This is a genomic window from Limnohabitans sp. MMS-10A-178 (assembly GCF_003063375.1).
Lineage (GTDB): Bacteria > Pseudomonadota > Gammaproteobacteria > Burkholderiales > Burkholderiaceae_C > Limnohabitans_A.
Genome location: NZ_NERY01000001.1, coordinates 35,449 through 53,292, shown reverse-complemented (window position 1 = coordinate 53,292; position 17,844 = coordinate 35,449). Strand labels below are relative to the sequence as shown.

19 protein-coding genes are annotated in these 17,844 nt (G+C 54.7%); 17 read left to right on the top strand and 2 right to left on the bottom strand.

Annotation, left to right across the window (positions count from 1 at the left end):
• Positions 1-123 precede the first annotated feature (123 nt).
• From B9Z32_RS00235 to B9Z32_RS00205, 7 genes are all read left to right on the top strand, one after another.
• A complete protein-coding gene (locus B9Z32_RS00235) occupies positions 124-537 on the top strand; it encodes a MerR family DNA-binding transcriptional regulator (RefSeq protein WP_108419433.1) in 414 nt (137 codons plus the stop codon).
• Entirely contained in the window at positions 534-977 is a 444-nt protein-coding gene (locus B9Z32_RS00230) for a PaaI family thioesterase (RefSeq protein WP_108419432.1), read from the top strand. The genes B9Z32_RS00235 and B9Z32_RS00230 overlap by 4 nt, the downstream gene beginning before the upstream one ends.
• Positions 978-998: 21 nt before the next feature.
• Entirely contained in the window at positions 999-2,177 is a 1,179-nt protein-coding gene (locus B9Z32_RS00225) for an isovaleryl-CoA dehydrogenase (RefSeq protein WP_108419431.1), read from the top strand.
• A gap of 61 nt (positions 2,178-2,238) precedes the next feature.
• Positions 2,239-2,895 carry a carbonate dehydratase gene (gene can, locus B9Z32_RS00220; RefSeq protein WP_108419430.1) on the top strand — a complete coding sequence of 219 codons (657 nt, stop codon included), beginning with the start codon at positions 2,239-2,241 and terminating at the stop codon, positions 2,893-2,895.
• Positions 2,896-2,957: 62 nt separating this feature from the next.
• Positions 2,958-4,160 (top strand): acetyl-CoA C-acyltransferase, encoded by a 1,203-nt coding sequence (locus B9Z32_RS00215; RefSeq protein WP_108419429.1) that lies wholly within the window; start codon positions 2,958-2,960, stop codon positions 4,158-4,160.
• 56 nt (positions 4,161-4,216) lie between these two features.
• Positions 4,217-4,897, top strand: coding sequence for an SDR family oxidoreductase (locus tag B9Z32_RS00210; RefSeq protein ID WP_108420874.1), 681 nt, complete (start codon positions 4,217-4,219; stop codon positions 4,895-4,897).
• Between the two features lie 27 nt (positions 4,898-4,924).
• Positions 4,925-6,055, top strand: a complete 1,131-nt coding sequence (locus tag B9Z32_RS00205) for an acyl-CoA dehydrogenase family protein (RefSeq protein WP_108419428.1) — start codon at positions 4,925-4,927, stop codon at positions 6,053-6,055.
• Here B9Z32_RS00205 and B9Z32_RS14160 read toward each other — a convergent pair.
• Positions 6,033-6,209, bottom strand: a complete 177-nt coding sequence (locus B9Z32_RS14160) for a hypothetical protein (RefSeq protein WP_199219913.1) — start codon at positions 6,207-6,209, stop codon at positions 6,033-6,035. The genes B9Z32_RS00205 and B9Z32_RS14160 overlap by 23 nt on opposite strands.
• Between B9Z32_RS14160 and B9Z32_RS00200 the strand changes: the two genes are divergently transcribed.
• Genes B9Z32_RS00200 through B9Z32_RS00160 form a run of 9 tightly spaced genes read left to right on the top strand, consistent with a single transcriptional unit; the run spans position 6,198 to position 15,472 of the window.
• Complete coding sequence (locus B9Z32_RS00200) at positions 6,198-6,878, top strand: HAD family phosphatase (protein WP_199219912.1); 681 nt, start codon at positions 6,198-6,200, stop codon at positions 6,876-6,878. The genes B9Z32_RS14160 and B9Z32_RS00200 overlap by 12 nt on opposite strands.
• A gap of 42 nt (positions 6,879-6,920) precedes the next feature.
• Positions 6,921-8,543: a carboxyl transferase domain-containing protein gene (locus B9Z32_RS00195; RefSeq protein WP_108419427.1), complete on the top strand. Its 1,623-nt coding sequence runs from the start codon at positions 6,921-6,923 to the stop codon at positions 8,541-8,543.
• Positions 8,544-8,577: 34 nt separating this feature from the next.
• A complete protein-coding gene (locus B9Z32_RS00190) occupies positions 8,578-9,723 on the top strand; it encodes an acyl-CoA dehydrogenase family protein (RefSeq protein WP_108419426.1) in 1,146 nt (381 codons plus the stop codon).
• 18 nt (positions 9,724-9,741) lie between these two features.
• Positions 9,742-10,539: an enoyl-CoA hydratase/isomerase family protein gene (locus B9Z32_RS00185; RefSeq protein WP_108419425.1), complete on the top strand. Its 798-nt coding sequence runs from the start codon at positions 9,742-9,744 to the stop codon at positions 10,537-10,539.
• 14 nt (positions 10,540-10,553) lie between these two features.
• Complete coding sequence (locus tag B9Z32_RS00180; RefSeq protein WP_108419424.1) at positions 10,554-12,638, top strand: acetyl/propionyl/methylcrotonyl-CoA carboxylase subunit alpha; 2,085 nt, start codon at positions 10,554-10,556, stop codon at positions 12,636-12,638.
• A gap of 25 nt (positions 12,639-12,663) precedes the next feature.
• Positions 12,664-13,599, top strand: coding sequence for a glyoxylate/hydroxypyruvate reductase A (locus tag B9Z32_RS00175; RefSeq protein WP_108419423.1), 936 nt, complete (start codon positions 12,664-12,666; stop codon positions 13,597-13,599).
• Between the two features lie 58 nt (positions 13,600-13,657).
• On the top strand, positions 13,658-14,557 hold the full coding sequence (locus B9Z32_RS00170; protein WP_108419422.1) for a hydroxymethylglutaryl-CoA lyase: 900 nt from the start codon (positions 13,658-13,660) through the stop codon (positions 14,555-14,557).
• 7 nt (positions 14,558-14,564) lie between these two features.
• Positions 14,565-14,801 carry a DUF1289 domain-containing protein gene (locus B9Z32_RS00165; protein WP_108419421.1) on the top strand — a complete coding sequence of 79 codons (237 nt, stop codon included), beginning with the start codon at positions 14,565-14,567 and terminating at the stop codon, positions 14,799-14,801.
• Positions 14,798-15,472, top strand: coding sequence for a 2-hydroxychromene-2-carboxylate isomerase (locus B9Z32_RS00160; RefSeq protein ID WP_108419420.1), 675 nt, complete (start codon positions 14,798-14,800; stop codon positions 15,470-15,472). Before B9Z32_RS00165 ends, B9Z32_RS00160 begins: the two co-directional genes overlap by 4 nt.
• Here the strand turns inward: B9Z32_RS00160 and B9Z32_RS00155 are convergent, their stop codons facing one another.
• Positions 15,473-15,751, bottom strand: coding sequence for a DUF4212 domain-containing protein (locus B9Z32_RS00155; protein WP_108420872.1), 279 nt, complete (start codon positions 15,749-15,751; stop codon positions 15,473-15,475).
• A gap of 238 nt (positions 15,752-15,989) precedes the next feature.
• Between B9Z32_RS00155 and B9Z32_RS00150 the strand changes: the two genes are divergently transcribed.
• The gene (locus B9Z32_RS00150; RefSeq protein ID WP_369909812.1) at positions 15,990-17,726 is read left to right on the top strand and encodes an MFS transporter; all 1,737 of its coding nucleotides are present in this window, start codon (positions 15,990-15,992) and stop codon (positions 17,724-17,726) included.
• Positions 17,727-17,844 lie beyond the last annotated feature (118 nt).

Below are 17,844 nucleotides of genomic sequence, written 5' to 3'. Positions count from 1 at the left end.
AATTGACGTTTACGTCAACGTCAATTACAGTTGGGGCATTGTAAGTCGCACGGTCAGGCCCTGTCTGTCGCCTGTGCGCAAGCTGAAATTCAGCCCTTCGGCGCAACCCATTGTGGAACCAACATGGCATCTCAATTTTCGATCAGCGATCTGGCCAAAGAGTTTGACCTCACCACACGCGCTATTCGCTTTTATGAAGACATGGGTCTTCTCGAGCCCGAGCGTTCGGGGCCGGGCGGGCGCAACCGGGTGTATTCATCGCGCGATCGCACGCGGCTCAAACTCACATTGCGCGCCAAACGCCTTGGCCTGTCTTTGGTGGAAGCCAAAGAACTCATAGACATGTACGACACTCCGCGCGATACCGGCCCGCAGTTGAAAAAATTCATGGTGGTGTTGGCAGAACACCGTCAGCAACTGGAGTCGCAATTGGCCGATTTGCACGCTACCTTAGAAGAAGTGAAGACACACGAAAAGGAAGCGCGCAATTTGCTGGCGCGCTCAGAAAAGCTTGCCAGCAAAAAGGTCAGCGCATGAGCACGCCCGATTTAAGTTCCGCCATCGCGCAAAGAATTGCGGCCAGTTTGAGCCGTCAAGGCATGATGACGCATTTGGATGTCAAGCTCTTGCGCGTTGAAAAAGGCGAAGTAGAAGTGGCCTTGCCTTTTGGCGACAAAGTGACCCAACAGCAAGGTGGATTTCATGGCGGTGCCATTGGTGCCTTGGCCGACATTGCGGGCGGCTATGCAGGACTGACCGTTCTGCCAGAGGGCATGGAAATTGTCACGGCAGAGTACAAAATTAATTTTTTAAGTGGCCACCAGCAAGGCGAATTGCGAGCCGTGGGCAAAGTGGCCAAGGGCGGCAAGCGAATCATTGTGACCACCGTGGAAGTGTTTCACATTGATGCACAAGGCAAAAAGTCGATGTGCGCTGTGATGCAGCAAACCTTGGTGCCTGTGCCTCAAACCTATTGATTGAATTTGGAGAAATACAGCATGAACATGCCCGGCCTTAATTTTCAACTTGGTGAAGACATCGATGCGCTGCGCGATGCTGTGCGTGAATTTGCGCAAGCCGAAATTGCGCCGCGCGCTGCAGAAATCGATCGCACCGATCAGTTCCCCATGGACTTGTGGCGCAAGATGGGCGATGTGGGTGTGTTGGGTATCACCGTGCCTGAGGCCTACGGCGGCGCCAACATGGGCTACTTGGCCCACATGATTGCCATGGAAGAAATTTCTCGCGCATCGGCCAGCGTGGGCTTGTCGTATGGCGCGCACAGCAATTTGTGCGTCAATCAAATCAAGCGCAACGGCACCGAAGCGCAAAGGCAAAAGTATCTGCCCAAACTCATCAGCGGCGAACACGTGGGCGCGCTGGCCATGAGCGAGCCTGGTGCGGGTTCCGATGTCATCAGCATGAAACTCAAGGCCGAAGACAAAGGTGGCTACTACGTTTTGAACGGCAACAAAATGTGGATCACCAACGGGCCCGACGCCGACACCTTGGTGGTGTATGCCAAAACCGAACCCGAAATGGGCGCACGCGGCATAACGGCTTTCTTGATTGAGAAAAACATGAAGGGCTTTTCGGTTGCACAGAAGCTCGACAAGCTGGGCATGCGCGGCAGCCACACGGGTGAGTTGGTGTTTCAAAACGTTGAAGTGCCCGCAGAAAATATTTTGGGCGGCCTCAATATGGGCGCCAAGGTGCTCATGAGTGGCTTGGACTACGAGCGTGCAGTATTGGCAGCTGGGCCTTTGGGCATCATGCAGTCGGTCATGGACAACGTGATTCCCTACATTCACGATCGCAAGCAGTTTGGTCAAAGCATTGGTGAGTTCCAACTCATTCAGGGCAAAGTGGCCGACATGTACACCGTACTGCAAGCGGGCCGTGCGTTTTGCTACACCGTGGGCAAAAACCTCGACATGTTAGGTACCGACCACGTACGCCAAGTGCGCAAAGACTGCGCCAGTGTCATTTTGTGGTGTGCTGAAAAAGCCACCTGGATGGCAGGCGAGGGCGTGCAGATTTTTGGTGGCAATGGCTACATCAACGAGTACCCATTGGGCCGCTTGTGGCGCGATGCCAAGCTGTACGAAATTGGCGCTGGCACCAGCGAAATTCGGCGCATGCTGATTGGCCGTGAATTGTTTGCTGAAACTTGCTAAAAGCACCTGAAACCATTTAAAGCCAATGTGCCATTTTTCTAACCGCTGAGAACATGCAAGCATGACTTCCAAACACCTCTCTCATCTCTTTGACAACAACCGTGCATGGGCTCAGCGCATGGAGCGTGAGCAGCCTGGGTTCTTCAATCACTTGGCGCAACAGCAGTCGCCCAAATATTTGTGGATTGGTTGCTCCGACAGCCGAGTGCCTGCCAACCAAATTACAGGCCTTGAGCCAGGCGAAGTGTTTGTCCATCGCAATGTGGCCAACGTGGTGGTGCACTCCGACTTGAATGCCTTGTCGGTCATTCAATATGCCGTTGATGCGCTCAAGGTGGAGCACATCATGGTGGTGGGGCACTACGGCTGTGGCGGTGTATTGGCAGCCACGCGCGGCACGCGCATTGGCTTGGCCGACAACTGGTTGCGCCATGTACAAGATGTGCGCTTGCGCCATCGACAGCGTTTGAACCACTTGCCGCAGCAGCAACTCGAAGATGCCATGTGCGAGATGAACGTCATTGAGCAAGTGGGCAATGTGGCTTTGTCCAACGTCATGCAAGATGCATGGAGTCGTGGCCAAAAAGTGGCGGTGCATGGCTGGGTTTACGGCTTGAACGATGGCATTGTGAAAGACATGGACGTCACCATGACTGGCTCGCACGAGGTGGTCGATGTGTTTCGGCGCGCCTTCAAGCGTTATCCGCGTGGTGAATAAATCAAACAAAATTTTTAAACAAGTTTTTTAGATAAATTTTTAAATATTCAGGAGTATTTCAAATGAGCACATTGCATGATCCCGTAGTGATTGTCAGCGCAGCACGCACACCCATGGGCAGCTTTCAAGGCGACTTCGCTTCCTTGTCTGCACACGACTTGGGCGGTGCTGCCATCAAGGCGGCGGTTGAACGCGCAGCCCATGGCTCTCAATTTACCGCTGAGCATGTCACCGAAGTGTTGTTTGGCAATTGCCTGATGGCTGGCCAAGGCCAAGCGCCTGCGCGCCAGGCTGGCTTCAAGGGCGGCTTGCCCAAAAGTGCTGGCGCAGTGACGTTGTCTAAGATGTGTGGCTCGGGCATGCGCGCAGCCATGTTTGCCCACGACATGTTGGTGGCAGGCACGCACGATGTGTTGGTGGCAGGCGGCATGGAAAGCATGACCAACGCGCCTTACCTCATGCTCAAAGGCCGCGGCGGCTATCGCATGGGCCACGACAAAATTTACGATCACATGATGCTCGATGGTTTGGAAGATGCTTACGAAGCAGGCCGCTCTATGGGCACCTTTGGTGAAGACTGCGCTGCCAAGTACAGCTTCACACGTGCAGAGCAAGATGCCTTTGCCATCGCCAGCGTAGAGCGAGCCAAAGTCGCCACTGCATCGGGCGCGTTTCAAGCAGAGATCATACCTGTCACGGTTAAAACACGCGCAGGCGAAACCGTGGTGTCAGTGGACGAAGGTCCAGGCAAAGTGAAGTTAGACAAAGTGACCAGCTTGAAGCCTGCGTTTAAAAAAGACGGCACCATTACGGCGGCCTCTAGTTCTTCCATCAACGACGGTGCTGCGGCCTTGGTCATGATGCGCCAAAGCACAGCCGACAAACTGGGATGCAAACCATTGGCCCGCATTGTGAGCCACGCCACACACGCGCAAGAGCCCGAGTGGTTCTCTACAGCGCCGGTAGGTGCCACCCAAAAAGCCTTGGCCAAAGCGGGCTGGCAAGTAAGCGATGTCGACTTGTGGGAAGTGAACGAAGCTTTTGCCGTGGTGCCCATGGCCCTCATGAAAGAGCTCAATGTGCCTCACGACAAAGTCAATGTGAACGGCGGTGCTTGCGCATTGGGCCACCCCATTGGCGCATCGGGCGCGCGCATCATGGTCACGCTCATTCATGCGCTCAAAGCACGTGGCCTGAAAAAAGGTTTGGCCACTTTGTGCATTGGCGGCGGTGAAGGCACCGCTGTGGCATTGGAAATTGTGTAAGCTGAAACAGCATAAGCAACGTGAGCAACGTGAGCAACGTGAGCAACATAAGCACCATGAACACCGTTTTGATTTTGGGCGCCTCTCGCGGTATTGGCTTTGAGTTTGCGCGCCAATATGTGCAAGAGGGCTGGCGTGTGCTGGCCACCGCGCGCGACGATGAAGGCTGCGCCAAGTTACAAGCTGTTGGCGCTGAAGCCTTTAAGTTGGATGTGGCCCAGCCCAGCAGTGTGAGTGGTTTGTCTTGGCGCCTCGATGGCGAAAAAATTGATCTGGCTTTGTATGTGGCAGGTGTGATGGACCGCAACTCGCCCCAAACCCCACCCACACAACAGGCGTTTGACGAACTCATGCATGCCAATGTGTTGGGTGCCATGCAGGCGCTGCCGCAAGTGGCACCTTGGGTGGCAGAGGCTCAGGGCACCTTTGCATTTATCAGTAGCCGCATGTCCAGTTTGGCACTCACCGATGCAGGCAATGCCGCTTTGTACCGAGTAAGCAAGGCTGCGCTCAACATGGTGGTGCGCACAGCGCCTTTTGATTTTCCCAATGTCACTTGCTTAGCTCTCAGTCCAGGTTGGGTGCAAACCGACATGGGCGGCGATGCCGCGCCTTTGACGGTAGACAAAAGCGTTGCGCACATGCGTGCAACGTTGCAGGCCGTGAGTGGCGCGGAAAAACGTGCATCGGTCCAAGGGCAATTTTTGAATTACGACGGCAGCACTTTGCCTTGGTAGGTTGAGCTGCCCCAACGAAAGAGTCTTATGATTTTGAATCCAGACCAAGAAATGGTGCGCGATGCAGTTCGCGCTTTTGCCAAAGAAGAGCTGTGGCCCAACGCCCCCGCGTGGGACAAGTCGCATGAGTTTCCAAAAGCGGCACACAAAGGCTTGGCCGCTTTGGGTGCTTATGGCATCTGCGTGCCCGAGTCTTTGGGTGGCGCCAATTTGGATTACCTCACGCTGGGTTTGGTGCTCGAAGAAATTGCGGCAGGCGATGGCGGTGTAAGCACCACCATCAGCGTGACCAACTGCCCAGTGAACGCTATTCTCTTGCGCTACGGCAATGCGGCGCAACAACAAAAATGGCTCACGCGTTTGGCACAAGGCGAGTTGTTGGGCGCATTTTGTTTAACAGAGCCGCATGTAGGGTCTGATGCGTCTGCACTTCGCACCACCGCCACACGCAAAGGCGATGCCTATGTGATTAACGGTGTGAAGCAGTTTATTACCAGCGGCAAGCACGGCGATGTGGCCATTGTGATTGCCGTGACCGACAAAGGCGCAGGCAAAAAAGGCATGAGCGCTTTCATAGTGCCCACGACCACGCCGGGTTATGTGGTGGCACGTTTGGAAGACAAGCTGGGCCAACATTCCAGCGACACCGCGCAAATCAATTTTGAAAACTGCGAAGTGCCGGTCGAAAATTTGATTGGCCAAGAAGGAGAGGGCTACAAGATTGCTTTGTCTGCGCTGGAAGGCGGTCGCATTGGCATTGCCGCACAAAGCATTGGCATGGCACGCAGCGCCCTAGAGGTGGCCATTGAGTATGCCAAGCAACGCGAGAGTTTTGGCACTGCCATTTTCAATCACCAAGCGGTGGGTTTTAGATTGGCAGAGTGCGCTACACAACTGGAGGCGGCACGCCAACTGATGTGGCACGCCGCCAGCTTGCGCGATGCCAACTTGCCCTGCCTGAAAGAAGCCGCCATGGCCAAATTGTTTGCCAGCGAAACAGCTGAAAAAATTTGCAGTGCTGCCATTCAAACACTGGGTGGTTATGGCGTGGTGAGTGATTTCCCAGTTGAAAGAATTTACCGCGATGTGCGCGTGTGCCAAATTTATGAAGGTACCAGCGACGTGCAAAAAATTATTATTCAACGGGCACTGGCCTGAACTTCTTGATCTTTAATTTGCCCATGCCCATGCCCATGCCCATGCTAATGCCCATGCCCTCAGCGTTGTGCTTGCACGAGCGCAGTCTTTTTGTGTGTGAAGAAGGGCAGTGGCAATATACGACCGCTGTGAACATGGCATCATGAAATTTCAAGCGGTACTCTTTGATTGCGATGGCGTGCTGGTCGACAGCGAGCCGATTACCAATGGCGTGTTGCGAGACATGCTGGAAGAGCGTGGCTGGGCCATGTCCAGTGAAGAATGCTTTCGCTATTTTGTGGGCAAAGCCGTGAAAGATCACAAAGCAGAAATTGAAGCACGCACGGGCCTGCCTTTGACCGAAGAATGGCTGCACGCTTTCAGGCTGCGCCGCAACGATGCGCTTCAAGCCGGTCTGCAAGTAATGCCCGGTGCGCACCAAGCCGTTGCTGCAGCTTACGAACTTACTCAGGGTGCCATTGCTTGCGCTTCAGGTGCCGACCGATTCAAAGTAGAAATGCAGTTGTCGCATGTCGAGCTCATGGCGCATTTTGAAGGGCGCATTTTCAGTGGCCATGAAGTGGCGCGCACCAAGCCTGCGCCCGATGTTTATTTGGCTGCGGCTGCGCACCTCGAATGCGACCCCGCCCATTGCTTGGTCATAGAAGACAGTACGGCTGGCATTCAAGCCGGCGTGGCGGCAGGCGCAACCGTATGGGCCTTGTGCACGGACGACAGTTTGGCGCCTGTGTTGCTAGAAGCAGGCGCATCCAAATTGTTCCCTCACATGGGTGTTTTGCCAGAGTTATGGCGCGGCGGTTTTTCACAGTTTCAAGAACGCTAGGCAAGGCCTAATCTGGTCCTTGCACATCAGGAGATTTCAAACATGTCGGTGCTTCAAACCCAACTCAACAGCCGTTCGGCAGAATTTTTGGCCAATGCCGCCGCCTTGCAGGCCGCCGTGGACGACCTTCGCGTGCAATTGAAAAAGTCCGCTGCTGGCGGTGGCGAAAAGGCCAGAGCCAAACACGTTGCCCGTGGCAAGTTGCCTCCCCGTGAGCGCGTGCAAATGTTGCTCGACCCCGGCACACCGTTCTTAGAACTGGCACCCTTGGCCGCACACGCCATGTACCTCAACAAAGAAGGCATGGAAGACGCACCTTGCGCAGGCATGATTGCCGGCATTGGCCGCGTCAATGGCGTAGATTGCATGATTGTGTGCAACGACGCCACCGTGAAGGGCGGCACCTACTACCCCATGACCGTCAAGAAACATTTGCGCGCGCAAGAAGTGGCGCAGCAAAACAACTTACCCTGCATTTACTTGGTCGACTCGGGCGGTGCCAACTTGCCCAACCAAGACGATGTGTTTCCCGACCGCGATCACTTTGGCCGCATCTTTTTTAACCAAGCCAATATGAGTGCCTTGGGCATTCCGCAAATTGCGGTGGTCATGGGCAGTTGCACGGCGGGTGGCGCTTATGTGCCTGCCATGAGCGACGAAACCATCATTGTGAAAAACCAAGGCACCATCTTTTTGGGTGGCCCGCCTTTGGTCAAAGCCGCCACGGGCGAAGTGGTGAGTGCCGAAGACTTGGGCGGCGGCGATGTGCACACGCGCCTCTCTGGCGTGGCCGATCACTTGGCGCAAAACGATGCGCATGCTTTGGCGCTCGCGCGCCAAGCGGTGGGCTCGCTCAACAGAAAGAAAAACATCGACGTGCAACTGCGCGAACCGGTGGCACCTTTGTACGACAGCCAAGAAATTTATGGTGTTATTCCTGCCGACAGTCGCAAGCCCTACGACGTGCGCGAAATCATTGCGCGCATTGTGGACGGCAGCGAGTTTGCAGAATTCAAAGCGCGCTTTGGCCCCACCTTGGTGTGCGGCTTTGCGCACATTGAAGGCATGCCCGCGGGCATCATTGCCAACAATGGCATTTTGTTTTCAGAGTCTGCGCTCAAGGGCGCGCACTTCATTGAACTGTGCTGCCAACGCAAAGTACCCTTGGTGTTTTTGCAAAACATCACCGGCTTCATGGTGGGCCGCAAATACGAAAGCGAAGGCATTGCACGCAATGGCGCCAAGATGGTTACCGCTGTGGCCACAGCCAAGGTGCCCAAGTTCACCATCATCATTGGCGGCAGTTTTGGTGCGGGCAACTACGGCATGTGTGGCCGCGCCTTTGGCCCGCGCTTTTTGTGGATGTGGCCCAACGCGCGCATTTGCGTGATGGGCGGCGAGCAAGCTGCCGGCGTGTTGGCCACCGTGAAGCGCGATGGCATTGAAGCGCGCGGTGGTGCTTGGAGTGCCGAAGAAGAAGCTTCTTTCAAGCAACCTATCTTGGAACAGTTTGGGCATCAGTCGCACCCCTATTACGCCAGTGCGCGCTTGTGGGACGACGGTGTGATTGATCCCGCCGATACACGCCGTGTGTTGGCGCTCGGCTTGTCGGCATCTTTGAATGCGCCCATCGAAGACACCAAGTTCGGCATTTTCCGCATGTGATGTTTTAGTCAGCACAGCACTTAGAAAGCAAAGCATGACCTACACCTTTGACAACATCTACACCACCCCCGAGCACACCCTGCTGCGCGATCAGGTGGCCAAGTTCATTGCACGCGAAGTAGAGCCCTTTGCCGAGGCATGGGAGCAAGACGGCAAAGTGCCGCGCGAAGTACTCCGAAAAATGGGTGATGCCGGTTTGCTCGGCTTGATGTACGACCCCGAGTTGGGCGGCGGCGGTGCCGATGCCATGGCCAACTTGGTGTTTGCCGAAGCCCTGTCGCAATCTACCTTTGCCGGCTTCATCATTACCGTGCTGGTGCACACCGACATGGCCAGCCCGCACTTGCACCATGCCGGCACCGCGGCGCAAAAAGCCAAGTACATGTCGCGCATCACTTCGGGTGAGTGCATTACGGCGGTGGGTGTGTCAGAGCCCGGCGCAGGCTCCGACGTGGCGGGCATTCGCACCACCGCCAAGCGAGATGGCGATCACTGGGTGCTCAATGGCACCAAGATGTTTATTACCAATGGCGTACACGCCGATTTGTATTTCATTGCCGCCAAAACGGGTGATGCGCGCCATGCCATGTCGATGTTCATTGTTGAAAAAGGCACGCCTGGTTTCAGTGTGGGCCGTGCCCTTAAGAAAACAGGTTGGTTGTCGTCCGACACAGCCGAGTTGGTGCTCGACAACGTGCGCATTCCTGCGCATCACTTGTTGGGCGAAGAGAACAAAGGCTTTTACTCGGTGATGAAAAACTTTCAGACCGAGCGCATTGCCTTGGGCGCTATGGCCATTGGCCACTGCACGCGTGCTTTGGAACTCACCTTAGATTACGTGCGCCAACGCCCTGCGTTTGGCGGCACCTTGTGGGACAAGCAAGTGATCCGCCAACGCTTGGCCATGTTGGATGCCAAAACTCGCGCGGCCAGGCAGTTTATGTACCACTGCGCGTGGAGCGTCACGCAAGAAAAAGACATCGTGCAAGAAGTGTCCATGCTCAAAGCACTCACTGGCGAGCTGGTGAATGAGGTGGTGCAAACCTGCCAACAGTTTCATGGCGGCATGGGCTATATGCGCGAAACCGCCATTGAACGCTTGTGGCGCGACTCGCGCATTTTGGGCATTGGCGGTGGTGCCACCGAAGTGATGCTCGACGAAGTGGCCAAGCGTTACTGATTCAAAGAAAGATCCGTTATGACCGCTGCCGAAAAAACACTGGACATTCGCCGCCCCTCCAAGTGGGTGGCCGAGGTGTGGCTTAACCGACCCGATGTGCGCAACGCCTTCAACGATGACGTCATTGCCGAGCTCACAGAAGCCTTTAGTCAATTGGGCCAAGTCAATGAATTGCGCGCCATCGTATTGGGCGCCCATGGCAAAGCCTTTTGCGCAGGCGCAGATTTAAATTGGATGCGCGCTATGTCGGGCTACAGTTGGGACGAAAACTTTGCCGATGCGCAAAAGCTGGCCGACATGCTCTGGACCTTGGACCAATGCCCTGTGCCCATCGTGGGCCGTTTGCAAGGCGACTGCTATGCGGGTGGCATGGGCTTGGCATCGGTGTGCGATGTGCTCATTGCTTCCAACAACGTCACCTTCTGTTTGTCTGAAGCGCGCTTGGGTTTGCTCCCCGGCACCATCAGCCCTTACGTGGTGCGCGCCATGGGCACGCAAGCTGCCAAGCGCTACATGGTGACGGCAGAAAGATTCTCGGCTGAGCAAGCGCACGCCATGGGCATGGTGCATGAGCTGTGCACAACCGAAACACTCGACAGCAAAGTAGCTGAAATAGTTGCCACCTTGTGCGGTAACGGCCCACAAGCTTTGCGGGCCTGCAAACGCTTGGTGCAAGACGTAGCCAACCAACCCATCAATGAAGCACTGCGTGCAGAAACCGCCCGCCGCATTGCAGACATCCGTGCCAGCGATGAAGGCAAAGAAGGCCTGCAGTCTTTCTTGCAAAAACGCCCCGCGCAGTGGACCACCTCCTAACAATCAGGCCGATCATGTTCAAAAAAATCCTCATTGCCAACCGCGGCGAAATTGCATGCCGAGTGGCGGCCACTGCCAAGCGCATGGGCATTCAAACTGTGGCGGTGTATTCCGATGCAGACGCCAACGCCAAACACGTAGCCGCTTGCGACCAAGCCATTCATGTGGGCGGCTCCGCTCCCAAAGACAGCTACCTGCGCTGGGAAACCATCATTGAAGCGGCCAAGGCCACAGGCGCACAAGCCATTCACCCAGGCTATGGTTTCTTAAGCGAGAACGAAGCCTTTGCCGATGCTTGTGCCAAAGCTGGCGTGGTGTTCATTGGCCCGCCCGCATCGGCCATTCAAGCCATGGGCTTGAAAGCAGAGTCGAAGCAACTCATGGAAAAAGCGGGCGTGCCGCTGGTGCCGGGCTATCACGGCTCAGATCAAAACCCAGACATGCTAAAGCGTGAAGCCGATCGCATTGGCTACCCTGTGCTCATCAAAGCCAGCGCAGGCGGTGGTGGCAAAGGCATGCGAGCGGTGGAAAAATCTGAAGACTTTGCAGAAGCTTTGGCCTCTTGCCAACGCGAAGCGCAAAACAGTTTTGGCGACCAAGCGGTGCTGATAGAAAAATATGTGCAGCGCCCACGCCACATTGAAATTCAAGTGTTTGGCGACACGCAAGGCAACTGCGTGTACCTCATGGAGCGCGATTGCTCGGTGCAGCGCCGTCACCAAAAAGTGTTGGAAGAAGCGCCTGCTCCTGGCATGACCGAAGCGTTCAGAAAACAAATGGGCGAAGCCGCAGTAGCCGCTGCACGCGCCGTGAATTATGTGGGCGCTGGCACCGTTGAATTTATTGTGGAGCAACGCGACAACAAATCGACAGGCCAAGTCGACATGAACTTCTTCTTCATGGAGATGAACACCCGCTTGCAAGTTGAGCATCCCGTCACTGAAGCCGTTACAGGCTTAGACTTGGTGGAGTGGCAATTGCGCGTGGCCAGCGGTGAGCCGTTGCCCCTCAAGCAAGACCAAATCAAGCTCACAGGCCATGCCATTGAAGCGCGCATTTGCGCTGAAACCCCCGACAACAATTTCTTGCCTGCTACTGGTCATTTACAGGTTTATAAAAAGCCTGCCCACACTGCCTTTGAACGCGGCACGGTGCGTTTTGACGATGGCGTGCGACAAGGCGACACCATTAGCCCTTACTACGACTCCATGGTGGCCAAACTCATTGTGCACGGCGACACACGCGAGCAAGCCTTGGCCTTGCTCGATCAAGCCTTGGCACAAACGCAAGTGGTGGGCTTGTCGACCAATGTGCAATTTTTGCGTCATGTTGTGCACAGTCCTTCGTTTGCCGAAGCGCGTTTGGACACTGCGCTCATTCCGCGCGAAGCCAAGGTTTTGTTTGAGCAAGAGCGCGTGGGCTTGAATGTGGCGGCCGCTGCTGTGGTGGCGCACACCTTGCATCAAGAAAATTCAAAGCAAGGCAATGACCCGTTCAGCAAAAGCGATGCATGGCAAACGCACGCCGAAACCAGCCGCAGGTTCCCTGTTGAGTTTGCAGGCAACACACACACCGCATGGTTGCATTACGGGCACGACGGCGCCATGCAATTGACATGGGGCGATGCTGCAGGTCCGGGCGCGCAAGGCGAGCACGACCATTTTTCATTCACGGTGGCTCAAGGTGCTGGGCATCACGCTTTGAACGCTGCATTGGCCAATGTGCTGAACGTGACATGGCAAGGCCAACGCGTCACCAGCGAGGTGGTGTTGCAAGATGGCAAGCCCGGCCAGCCATCCGAGTTGGCCCATGTGTTTACCCAAGCGGGCGCCACGCGCATTCGCATCATTCACCCCTTGGCACATGCCGAAGGCGCGCAAGATGACAAGGGCGGTCTCGCAGCCCCCATGCCGGGCAAGGTGGTGTCTTTTGCTGTGAAGGTGGGCGACAAAGTGAAGGCGGGACAAACATTGGCTGTGATGGAAGCCATGAAAATGGAGCACACCATTACCGCGCCCAAGGATGGCCAAGTGTCTGAGTTGTTGTACGCGCCAGGAGATCAAATTGCAGAGGGAGCAGAGTTGCTGAAGCTTGCGTAAACTAAGCACAAACTAAGACTGTTCTATGAAAATCGCATTTTGCTGCACCAACACCAAAGCAGAGCCTTGGCTCGAAGCTTTCAGGCAAGCCCTACCAGGCGTTGACATTTGGGAGTGGCAAGCCGCCACGCCCGGCCAAACCCCCAAGCTGGCCGACCATGCCGTGGTGTGGTCGCCACCGCAAAGCTTCATTGATGAGCAAACCCAATTGCAAAACTTGTTCAACATTGGCGCTGGCGTCGATGCCCTGCTCAAGTTGAACCTGCCAGCCAGCCTCAACATTGTGCGCTTGAACGATGCCGGTATGTCGGTGCAAATGGCCGAGTATGTGTGCCATGCGGTCATTCGGTATTTCCGCGAATTCAATCACTATGACAAAGACCAAGTAGAGCAGCGTTGGTCTTATCGCAAGCCCGCTTGGCGCGCAGAATTTCCAGTGGGTGTTTTGGGCGCAGGCGTGTTGGGCAGCAAGGTGGCCCAAGCGCTTCAGCAGTTTGAATTTCCAGTCAATGTGTGGAGCCGCTCTCCTAAACAACTGCCGGGGCTGACCAGCTACACGGGGCTTGAGCAGTTGCCAGCGTTTTTAAAAGCCAGCAAGGTGTTGGTCAATTTGTTGCCCCTCACGCCAGATACCGAAAACATTCTGAACCACGCCAATTTGTCTCAGCTACAAGCAGGGGCATACCTGATTAATGTGGCGCGCGGCAAACACTTGGTCGACCAAGACTTGATCAATTTGCTAGACCAAGGCCACATGGCTGGCGCCACACTCGATGTGTTTCGGGTGGAGCCCTTGCCTGCAGAGCACGCATTTTGGAAGCACCCCAAAATTGTGGTCACGCCGCACACTTCCGCTCGCACCTTGCGCGAAGAAAGTGTGGCGCAAATTGCCAGCAAAATCAAAGCGGTCTATGCCGGCCAGTTCATTGAGGGCCGCGTCGACAAGGTTCGCGGTTATTGAGCAGTGCCTCTATGCGGCGCGCTGTGCAAAAGTTTTAAAAATTCGTTAGAGTGCCTGTATGTCAATTCCTTCACGCGTTAAATTGGTCGATGTAGGGCCCAGAGATGGCTTGCAAAATGAAAAGCAAGCCGTGCCTGCTGCCGTCAAAATTGAGCTGGTGCACCGCCTGCAGGCCGCAGGCTTGAAGGATATTGAGGTCACCAGTTTTGTCAGCCCCAAGTGGGTGCCGCAAATGGCCGACAACGCAGAAGTCATGGCCGGCATTCAGCGCCAAGCCGATGTGCGCTATTCGGTGCTCACGCCCAATATGCAAGGCTATCAAGCGGCTGCGCAAAGCAAGCCCGATGAAATTGTGGTGTTTGCGGCGGCCAGCGAAGCCTTCAGCCAAAAGAACATCAACTGCAGCATTGAAGAAAGCATTCAACGCTTTGCGCCTGTGGTTGAGGCAGCGCTCGCTGCCGGCATTTATGTGCGCGGCGCTATGTCGTGTGTGGTGGGTTGTCCTTATGAGGGCGAGGTGCCGCCTGCCAGCGTTGAGCGTTTGGCCAAACTCATGAAGAGCATTGGCGTACAACATATAGGCGTGGCCGACACCATTGGCGTGGGAACGCCGCGCAAAGTGCAAGCCGCCATGGAGGCCACACTCAAGCACTACCACCTGAACGATATCTCCGGACATTTTCACGACACGTATGGCCAAGCTTTGGCCAACACGCTGGCCAGTTTGGAAATGGGTGTGTGGCAATACGATGCGTCGGTGGCGGGCTTAGGGGGCTGCCCTTATGCCAAGGGCGCCACAGGCAATGTGGCCACCGAAGACGTGGTGTACATGCTGCACGGCATGGGCATTGAAACAGGCATTGACCTTCAAAAGTTGGTGGCCGCTGGCGCATTCATCAGCGATTTTTTACAACGCAAGTCGGGCTCGCGCGTGGCTACGGCCATGCTCAAAGCATGAGCACACCATGAGCGCACTGAGCAGACTGCAACTCAAAGCCGAGCAGGTCTTGGCTTCTGATTCTGCACATGTGCCATCACCTTGCGTGTCGGTTTGTGTGGTGCACCCCACGCTGGGTTTGTGTGAAGGCTGCTTGCGCAACATTGAAGAAATAGGTGCTTGGGGCCAAATGCCCAGCGCACAGCAGCGCCAAGTTTGGCAGCGCATTCAAGTGCGTTGTGCAGAACGACTGTCTGGCACATGAAAGAAATTCATTTTTATTTCGACTTCATTTCGCCCTATGCGTGGTTGGCGTTTCAGGCTTTGCCCAAAGCCTTAGCAGGCGTTAGCCATCGCGTGCATTACCACCCGGTGGTGTTTGGTGCCATGCTCAAACACCATGGCCAATTGGGCCCTGCCGAAATTCCTGGCAAGCGCGACTGGACCTATCGGCAAGTGATGTGGCAGGCCAAGCAGCAAGGTACCGATTTGCAAATGCCTGCTGCGCACCCCTTCAATTCTTTGGCCTTATTGCGTTTGGCTGTGGCTGCATCTGGCATCAATCAGCAGGGCCAACCCAATCGCTATGTGGTGGAAACAATTTTCAAACACGTGTGGTGCGATGGGCTTGAAGCCACCGACCCAGACCGTTTGGCCACACTGCAGGCGCATTTGTTTAGTCAGCCTGGTGTGAGTTTTCAAGATCCGCAGTCGGCAGAAGTAAAGCAACTCTTGCAGCAGCAAACTCAGCAAGCCATCGATTTGGGTTTGTTTGGCGTGCCCAGCATGGTGGTAAATGGCCAAGTGTTTTGGGGCAACGATGCGCTACCCATGCTGCGCGCCTACCTAGAAGGCGATGTGTGGTTTGAAAGTGCCGATTGGCGCGATGCGGGCAAGTTGCCCGTGGGCATTCGAAGGGCGCCTGCCGCCAAGTAGTTAGCGCTGCGTTTGTTGTTCCCAGCGGTTGACCAACAAGGCATAAATCCAGGTGATGGCCAAAAACATCAGCACCGAGCCTTGCGCCGCCATCCAAAAGCCAAAGGGCCTGTCTAGCCACGTGAAGTTCAAATCACGCGCAAAAAACGCCACACAAAACGTCACGCTGCCCCAAATCACAAGCAGTACGAGGCGCAAGCGATTCACGCGGGCTGCAAACTCTGTGGCAGAAAGAGGCTGTGAAGTCTCGTGAGGTAAGTTGGATGGGTGCTCACTCATGAGCATCACTTGAACATATTTCGGCGGGTAGGGGTATCTTCAGAAATAAGTGTTTACCCTTAATCTGCGATATTTATCACAATGAGAAATAAAAACCAAGGGTTTCACCTAGGTCTGTCAGCCCCTGTTGGTTTGGTGTCAGAGGGGGGTCAGAGCCAGCCCCAAGAATCGCCCCAAGCCTTCGTGTCGAGGGCTATTTATTGGAGACAGCTCTATGGCAACAACAGAAAACCGCCCCATGACAGGCGAAGAGAAGAAGGTGATTTTCGCTTCTTCTTTGGGCACCGTGTTCGAGTGGTATGACTTTTACCTCTACGGTTCACTCGCCGCAATTATTGCGAAACAATTCTTCAGCGGCTTGGACGAAGGTTCTGCCTTCATTTTTGCGCTGTTGGCTTTTGCCGCCGGTTTCATCGTCCGTCCTTTCGGTGCCATTTTCTTTGGCCGCTTGGGCGACATGATTGGTCGCAAGTACACCTTCTTGGTCACCATCCTGATCATGGGTGTGTCCACTTTCATTGTGGGCATCTTGCCCAACTACGCCAGCATTGGCGTGGCCGCTCCCGTCATCCTCATTTGCTTGCGCTTGTTGCAAGGTTTGGCTTTGGGTGGTGAGTACGGTGGTGCTGCTACTTATGTGGCCGAGCACGCGCCTGCAGGTCAACGCGGTGCTTACACAGCGTGGATTCAAACCACCGCCACATTGGGCTTGTTCTTGTCACTCATGGTGATTTTGGGCACACGCACTATCGTGGGTGAAGAGGCTTTTGCCGATTGGGGCTGGCGCGTTCCGTTCCTGGTTTCCGTCATCATGCTCATTATTTCTGTGTACATTCGTTTGAGCATGAACGAGTCACCTGCTTTCGTGAAAATGAAATCAGAAGGCAAAACATCTAAGTCACCTTTGTCTGAATCTTTCGGTCAGTGGAAAAACTTGAAAATTGTGATCTTGGCCTTGTTTGGTCTGGTCATGGGTCAAGCTGTGGTTTGGTACTCTGGTCAGTTCTACGCTTTGTTCTTCTTGACGCAAGCGCTCAAAGTAGACGGCGCTACTGCCAACATCATGGTGGCCATCTCCTTGATCATTGGTACGCCTTTCTTCGTGATTTTCGGCACCTTGTCTGACAAGATTGGCCGCAAGCCTTTGATCTTGGCTGGTTGTTTGTTGGCTGTGGTCACTTACTTCCCAGTCTTTGAAGCGCTGACCAAAGCAGCCAATCCTGATTTGCACGCAGCTCAACAAGCTTCAAAGGTTACTGTTACAGCCGATCCAGCTGAGTGTTCATTCCAGTTCAACCCCACAGGTACCAAGAAGTTCACTTCTTCTTGCGACATTGCCAAGCAACGTTTGGCCAGTGCGTCTGTGTCCTATGAAAACATTGTGGCGCCCGCTGGCACCCCCGCTGTGATCAAGGTGGGCGAGACTGTGGTGAACGTCAAGTACTCTGCTGAAGACATCGCTGCTGCCAAAGCCAAAGCCGAAGAAAAATTGGCTGCTTTGAATGCTGCAGAAACCAAGGATGCCAAAGCCATTGAAGCTGCCACCAAGTCTGTCAAAGATTTGAGCAACGAGAAAACTGCGGGTACAACGCTCTTGGCTTCTAACTTGGGCGCTGCTTTGAAAGCGGCCAACTACCCTGTCAAAGCTGATATGGCCAAGTTTGACAAGGTCACTGTGATCATCATCCTGACTTACTTGGTGCTTTTGGTTACCATGGTGTACGGTCCTATTGCTGCCATGTTGGTAGAAATGTTCCCCACACGCATTCGTTATACATCCATGTCTTTGCCCTACCACATCGGCAACGGTTGGTTCGGTGGTTTGATGCCTACAACTGCTTTCGCAATCGTGGCCCAAACCGGCAATATGTACAACGGTTTGTGGTACCCCATCATCATTGCTGGCGCAACGGTGGTCATTGGTGGCTTGTTCATCAAGGAAACCAAAGACGTTGACATTTACGCCAACGATTAATCTGGAAGCCCTCCTAACCGAGGGCTTTTTTTAATTGGGGTGATTTAAATGGGGTCAGATCAACATTAATTTCCAATCAAAGGAGATAAAGGGTAAGGGGGGCTTACAAATAAATGGG

What these genes read in the sequence shown, in the direction of transcription:
- B9Z32_RS00235 (WP_108419433.1), top strand. Translation starts at nt 124, where the DNA reads ATGGCATCTCAATTTTCGATCAGCGATCTGGCCAAAGAGTTTGACCTC.
- B9Z32_RS00230 (WP_108419432.1), top strand. Translation starts at nt 534, where the DNA reads ATGAGCACGCCCGATTTAAGTTCCGCCATCGCGCAAAGAATTGCGGCC.
- B9Z32_RS00225 (WP_108419431.1), top strand. Translation starts at nt 999, where the DNA reads ATGAACATGCCCGGCCTTAATTTTCAACTTGGTGAAGACATCGATGCG.
- can (WP_108419430.1), top strand. Translation starts at nt 2,239, where the DNA reads ATGACTTCCAAACACCTCTCTCATCTCTTTGACAACAACCGTGCATGG.
- B9Z32_RS00215 (WP_108419429.1), top strand. Translation starts at nt 2,958, where the DNA reads ATGAGCACATTGCATGATCCCGTAGTGATTGTCAGCGCAGCACGCACA.
- B9Z32_RS00210 (WP_108420874.1), top strand. Translation starts at nt 4,217, where the DNA reads ATGAACACCGTTTTGATTTTGGGCGCCTCTCGCGGTATTGGCTTTGAG.
- B9Z32_RS00205 (WP_108419428.1), top strand. Translation starts at nt 4,925, where the DNA reads ATGATTTTGAATCCAGACCAAGAAATGGTGCGCGATGCAGTTCGCGCT.
- B9Z32_RS00200 (WP_199219912.1), top strand. Translation starts at nt 6,198, where the DNA reads ATGAAATTTCAAGCGGTACTCTTTGATTGCGATGGCGTGCTGGTCGAC.
- B9Z32_RS00195 (WP_108419427.1), top strand. Translation starts at nt 6,921, where the DNA reads ATGTCGGTGCTTCAAACCCAACTCAACAGCCGTTCGGCAGAATTTTTG.
- B9Z32_RS00190 (WP_108419426.1), top strand. Translation starts at nt 8,578, where the DNA reads ATGACCTACACCTTTGACAACATCTACACCACCCCCGAGCACACCCTG.
- B9Z32_RS00185 (WP_108419425.1), top strand. Translation starts at nt 9,742, where the DNA reads ATGACCGCTGCCGAAAAAACACTGGACATTCGCCGCCCCTCCAAGTGG.
- B9Z32_RS00180 (WP_108419424.1), top strand. Translation starts at nt 10,554, where the DNA reads ATGTTCAAAAAAATCCTCATTGCCAACCGCGGCGAAATTGCATGCCGA.
- B9Z32_RS00175 (WP_108419423.1), top strand. Translation starts at nt 12,664, where the DNA reads ATGAAAATCGCATTTTGCTGCACCAACACCAAAGCAGAGCCTTGGCTC.
- B9Z32_RS00170 (WP_108419422.1), top strand. Translation starts at nt 13,658, where the DNA reads ATGTCAATTCCTTCACGCGTTAAATTGGTCGATGTAGGGCCCAGAGAT.
- B9Z32_RS00165 (WP_108419421.1), top strand. Translation starts at nt 14,565, where the DNA reads ATGAGCGCACTGAGCAGACTGCAACTCAAAGCCGAGCAGGTCTTGGCT.
- B9Z32_RS00160 (WP_108419420.1), top strand. Translation starts at nt 14,798, where the DNA reads ATGAAAGAAATTCATTTTTATTTCGACTTCATTTCGCCCTATGCGTGG.
- B9Z32_RS00155 (WP_108420872.1), bottom strand. Translation starts at nt 15,751, where the DNA reads ATGAGTGAGCACCCATCCAACTTACCTCACGAGACTTCACAGCCTCTT.
- B9Z32_RS00150 (WP_369909812.1), top strand. Translation starts at nt 15,990, where the DNA reads ATGACAGGCGAAGAGAAGAAGGTGATTTTCGCTTCTTCTTTGGGCACC.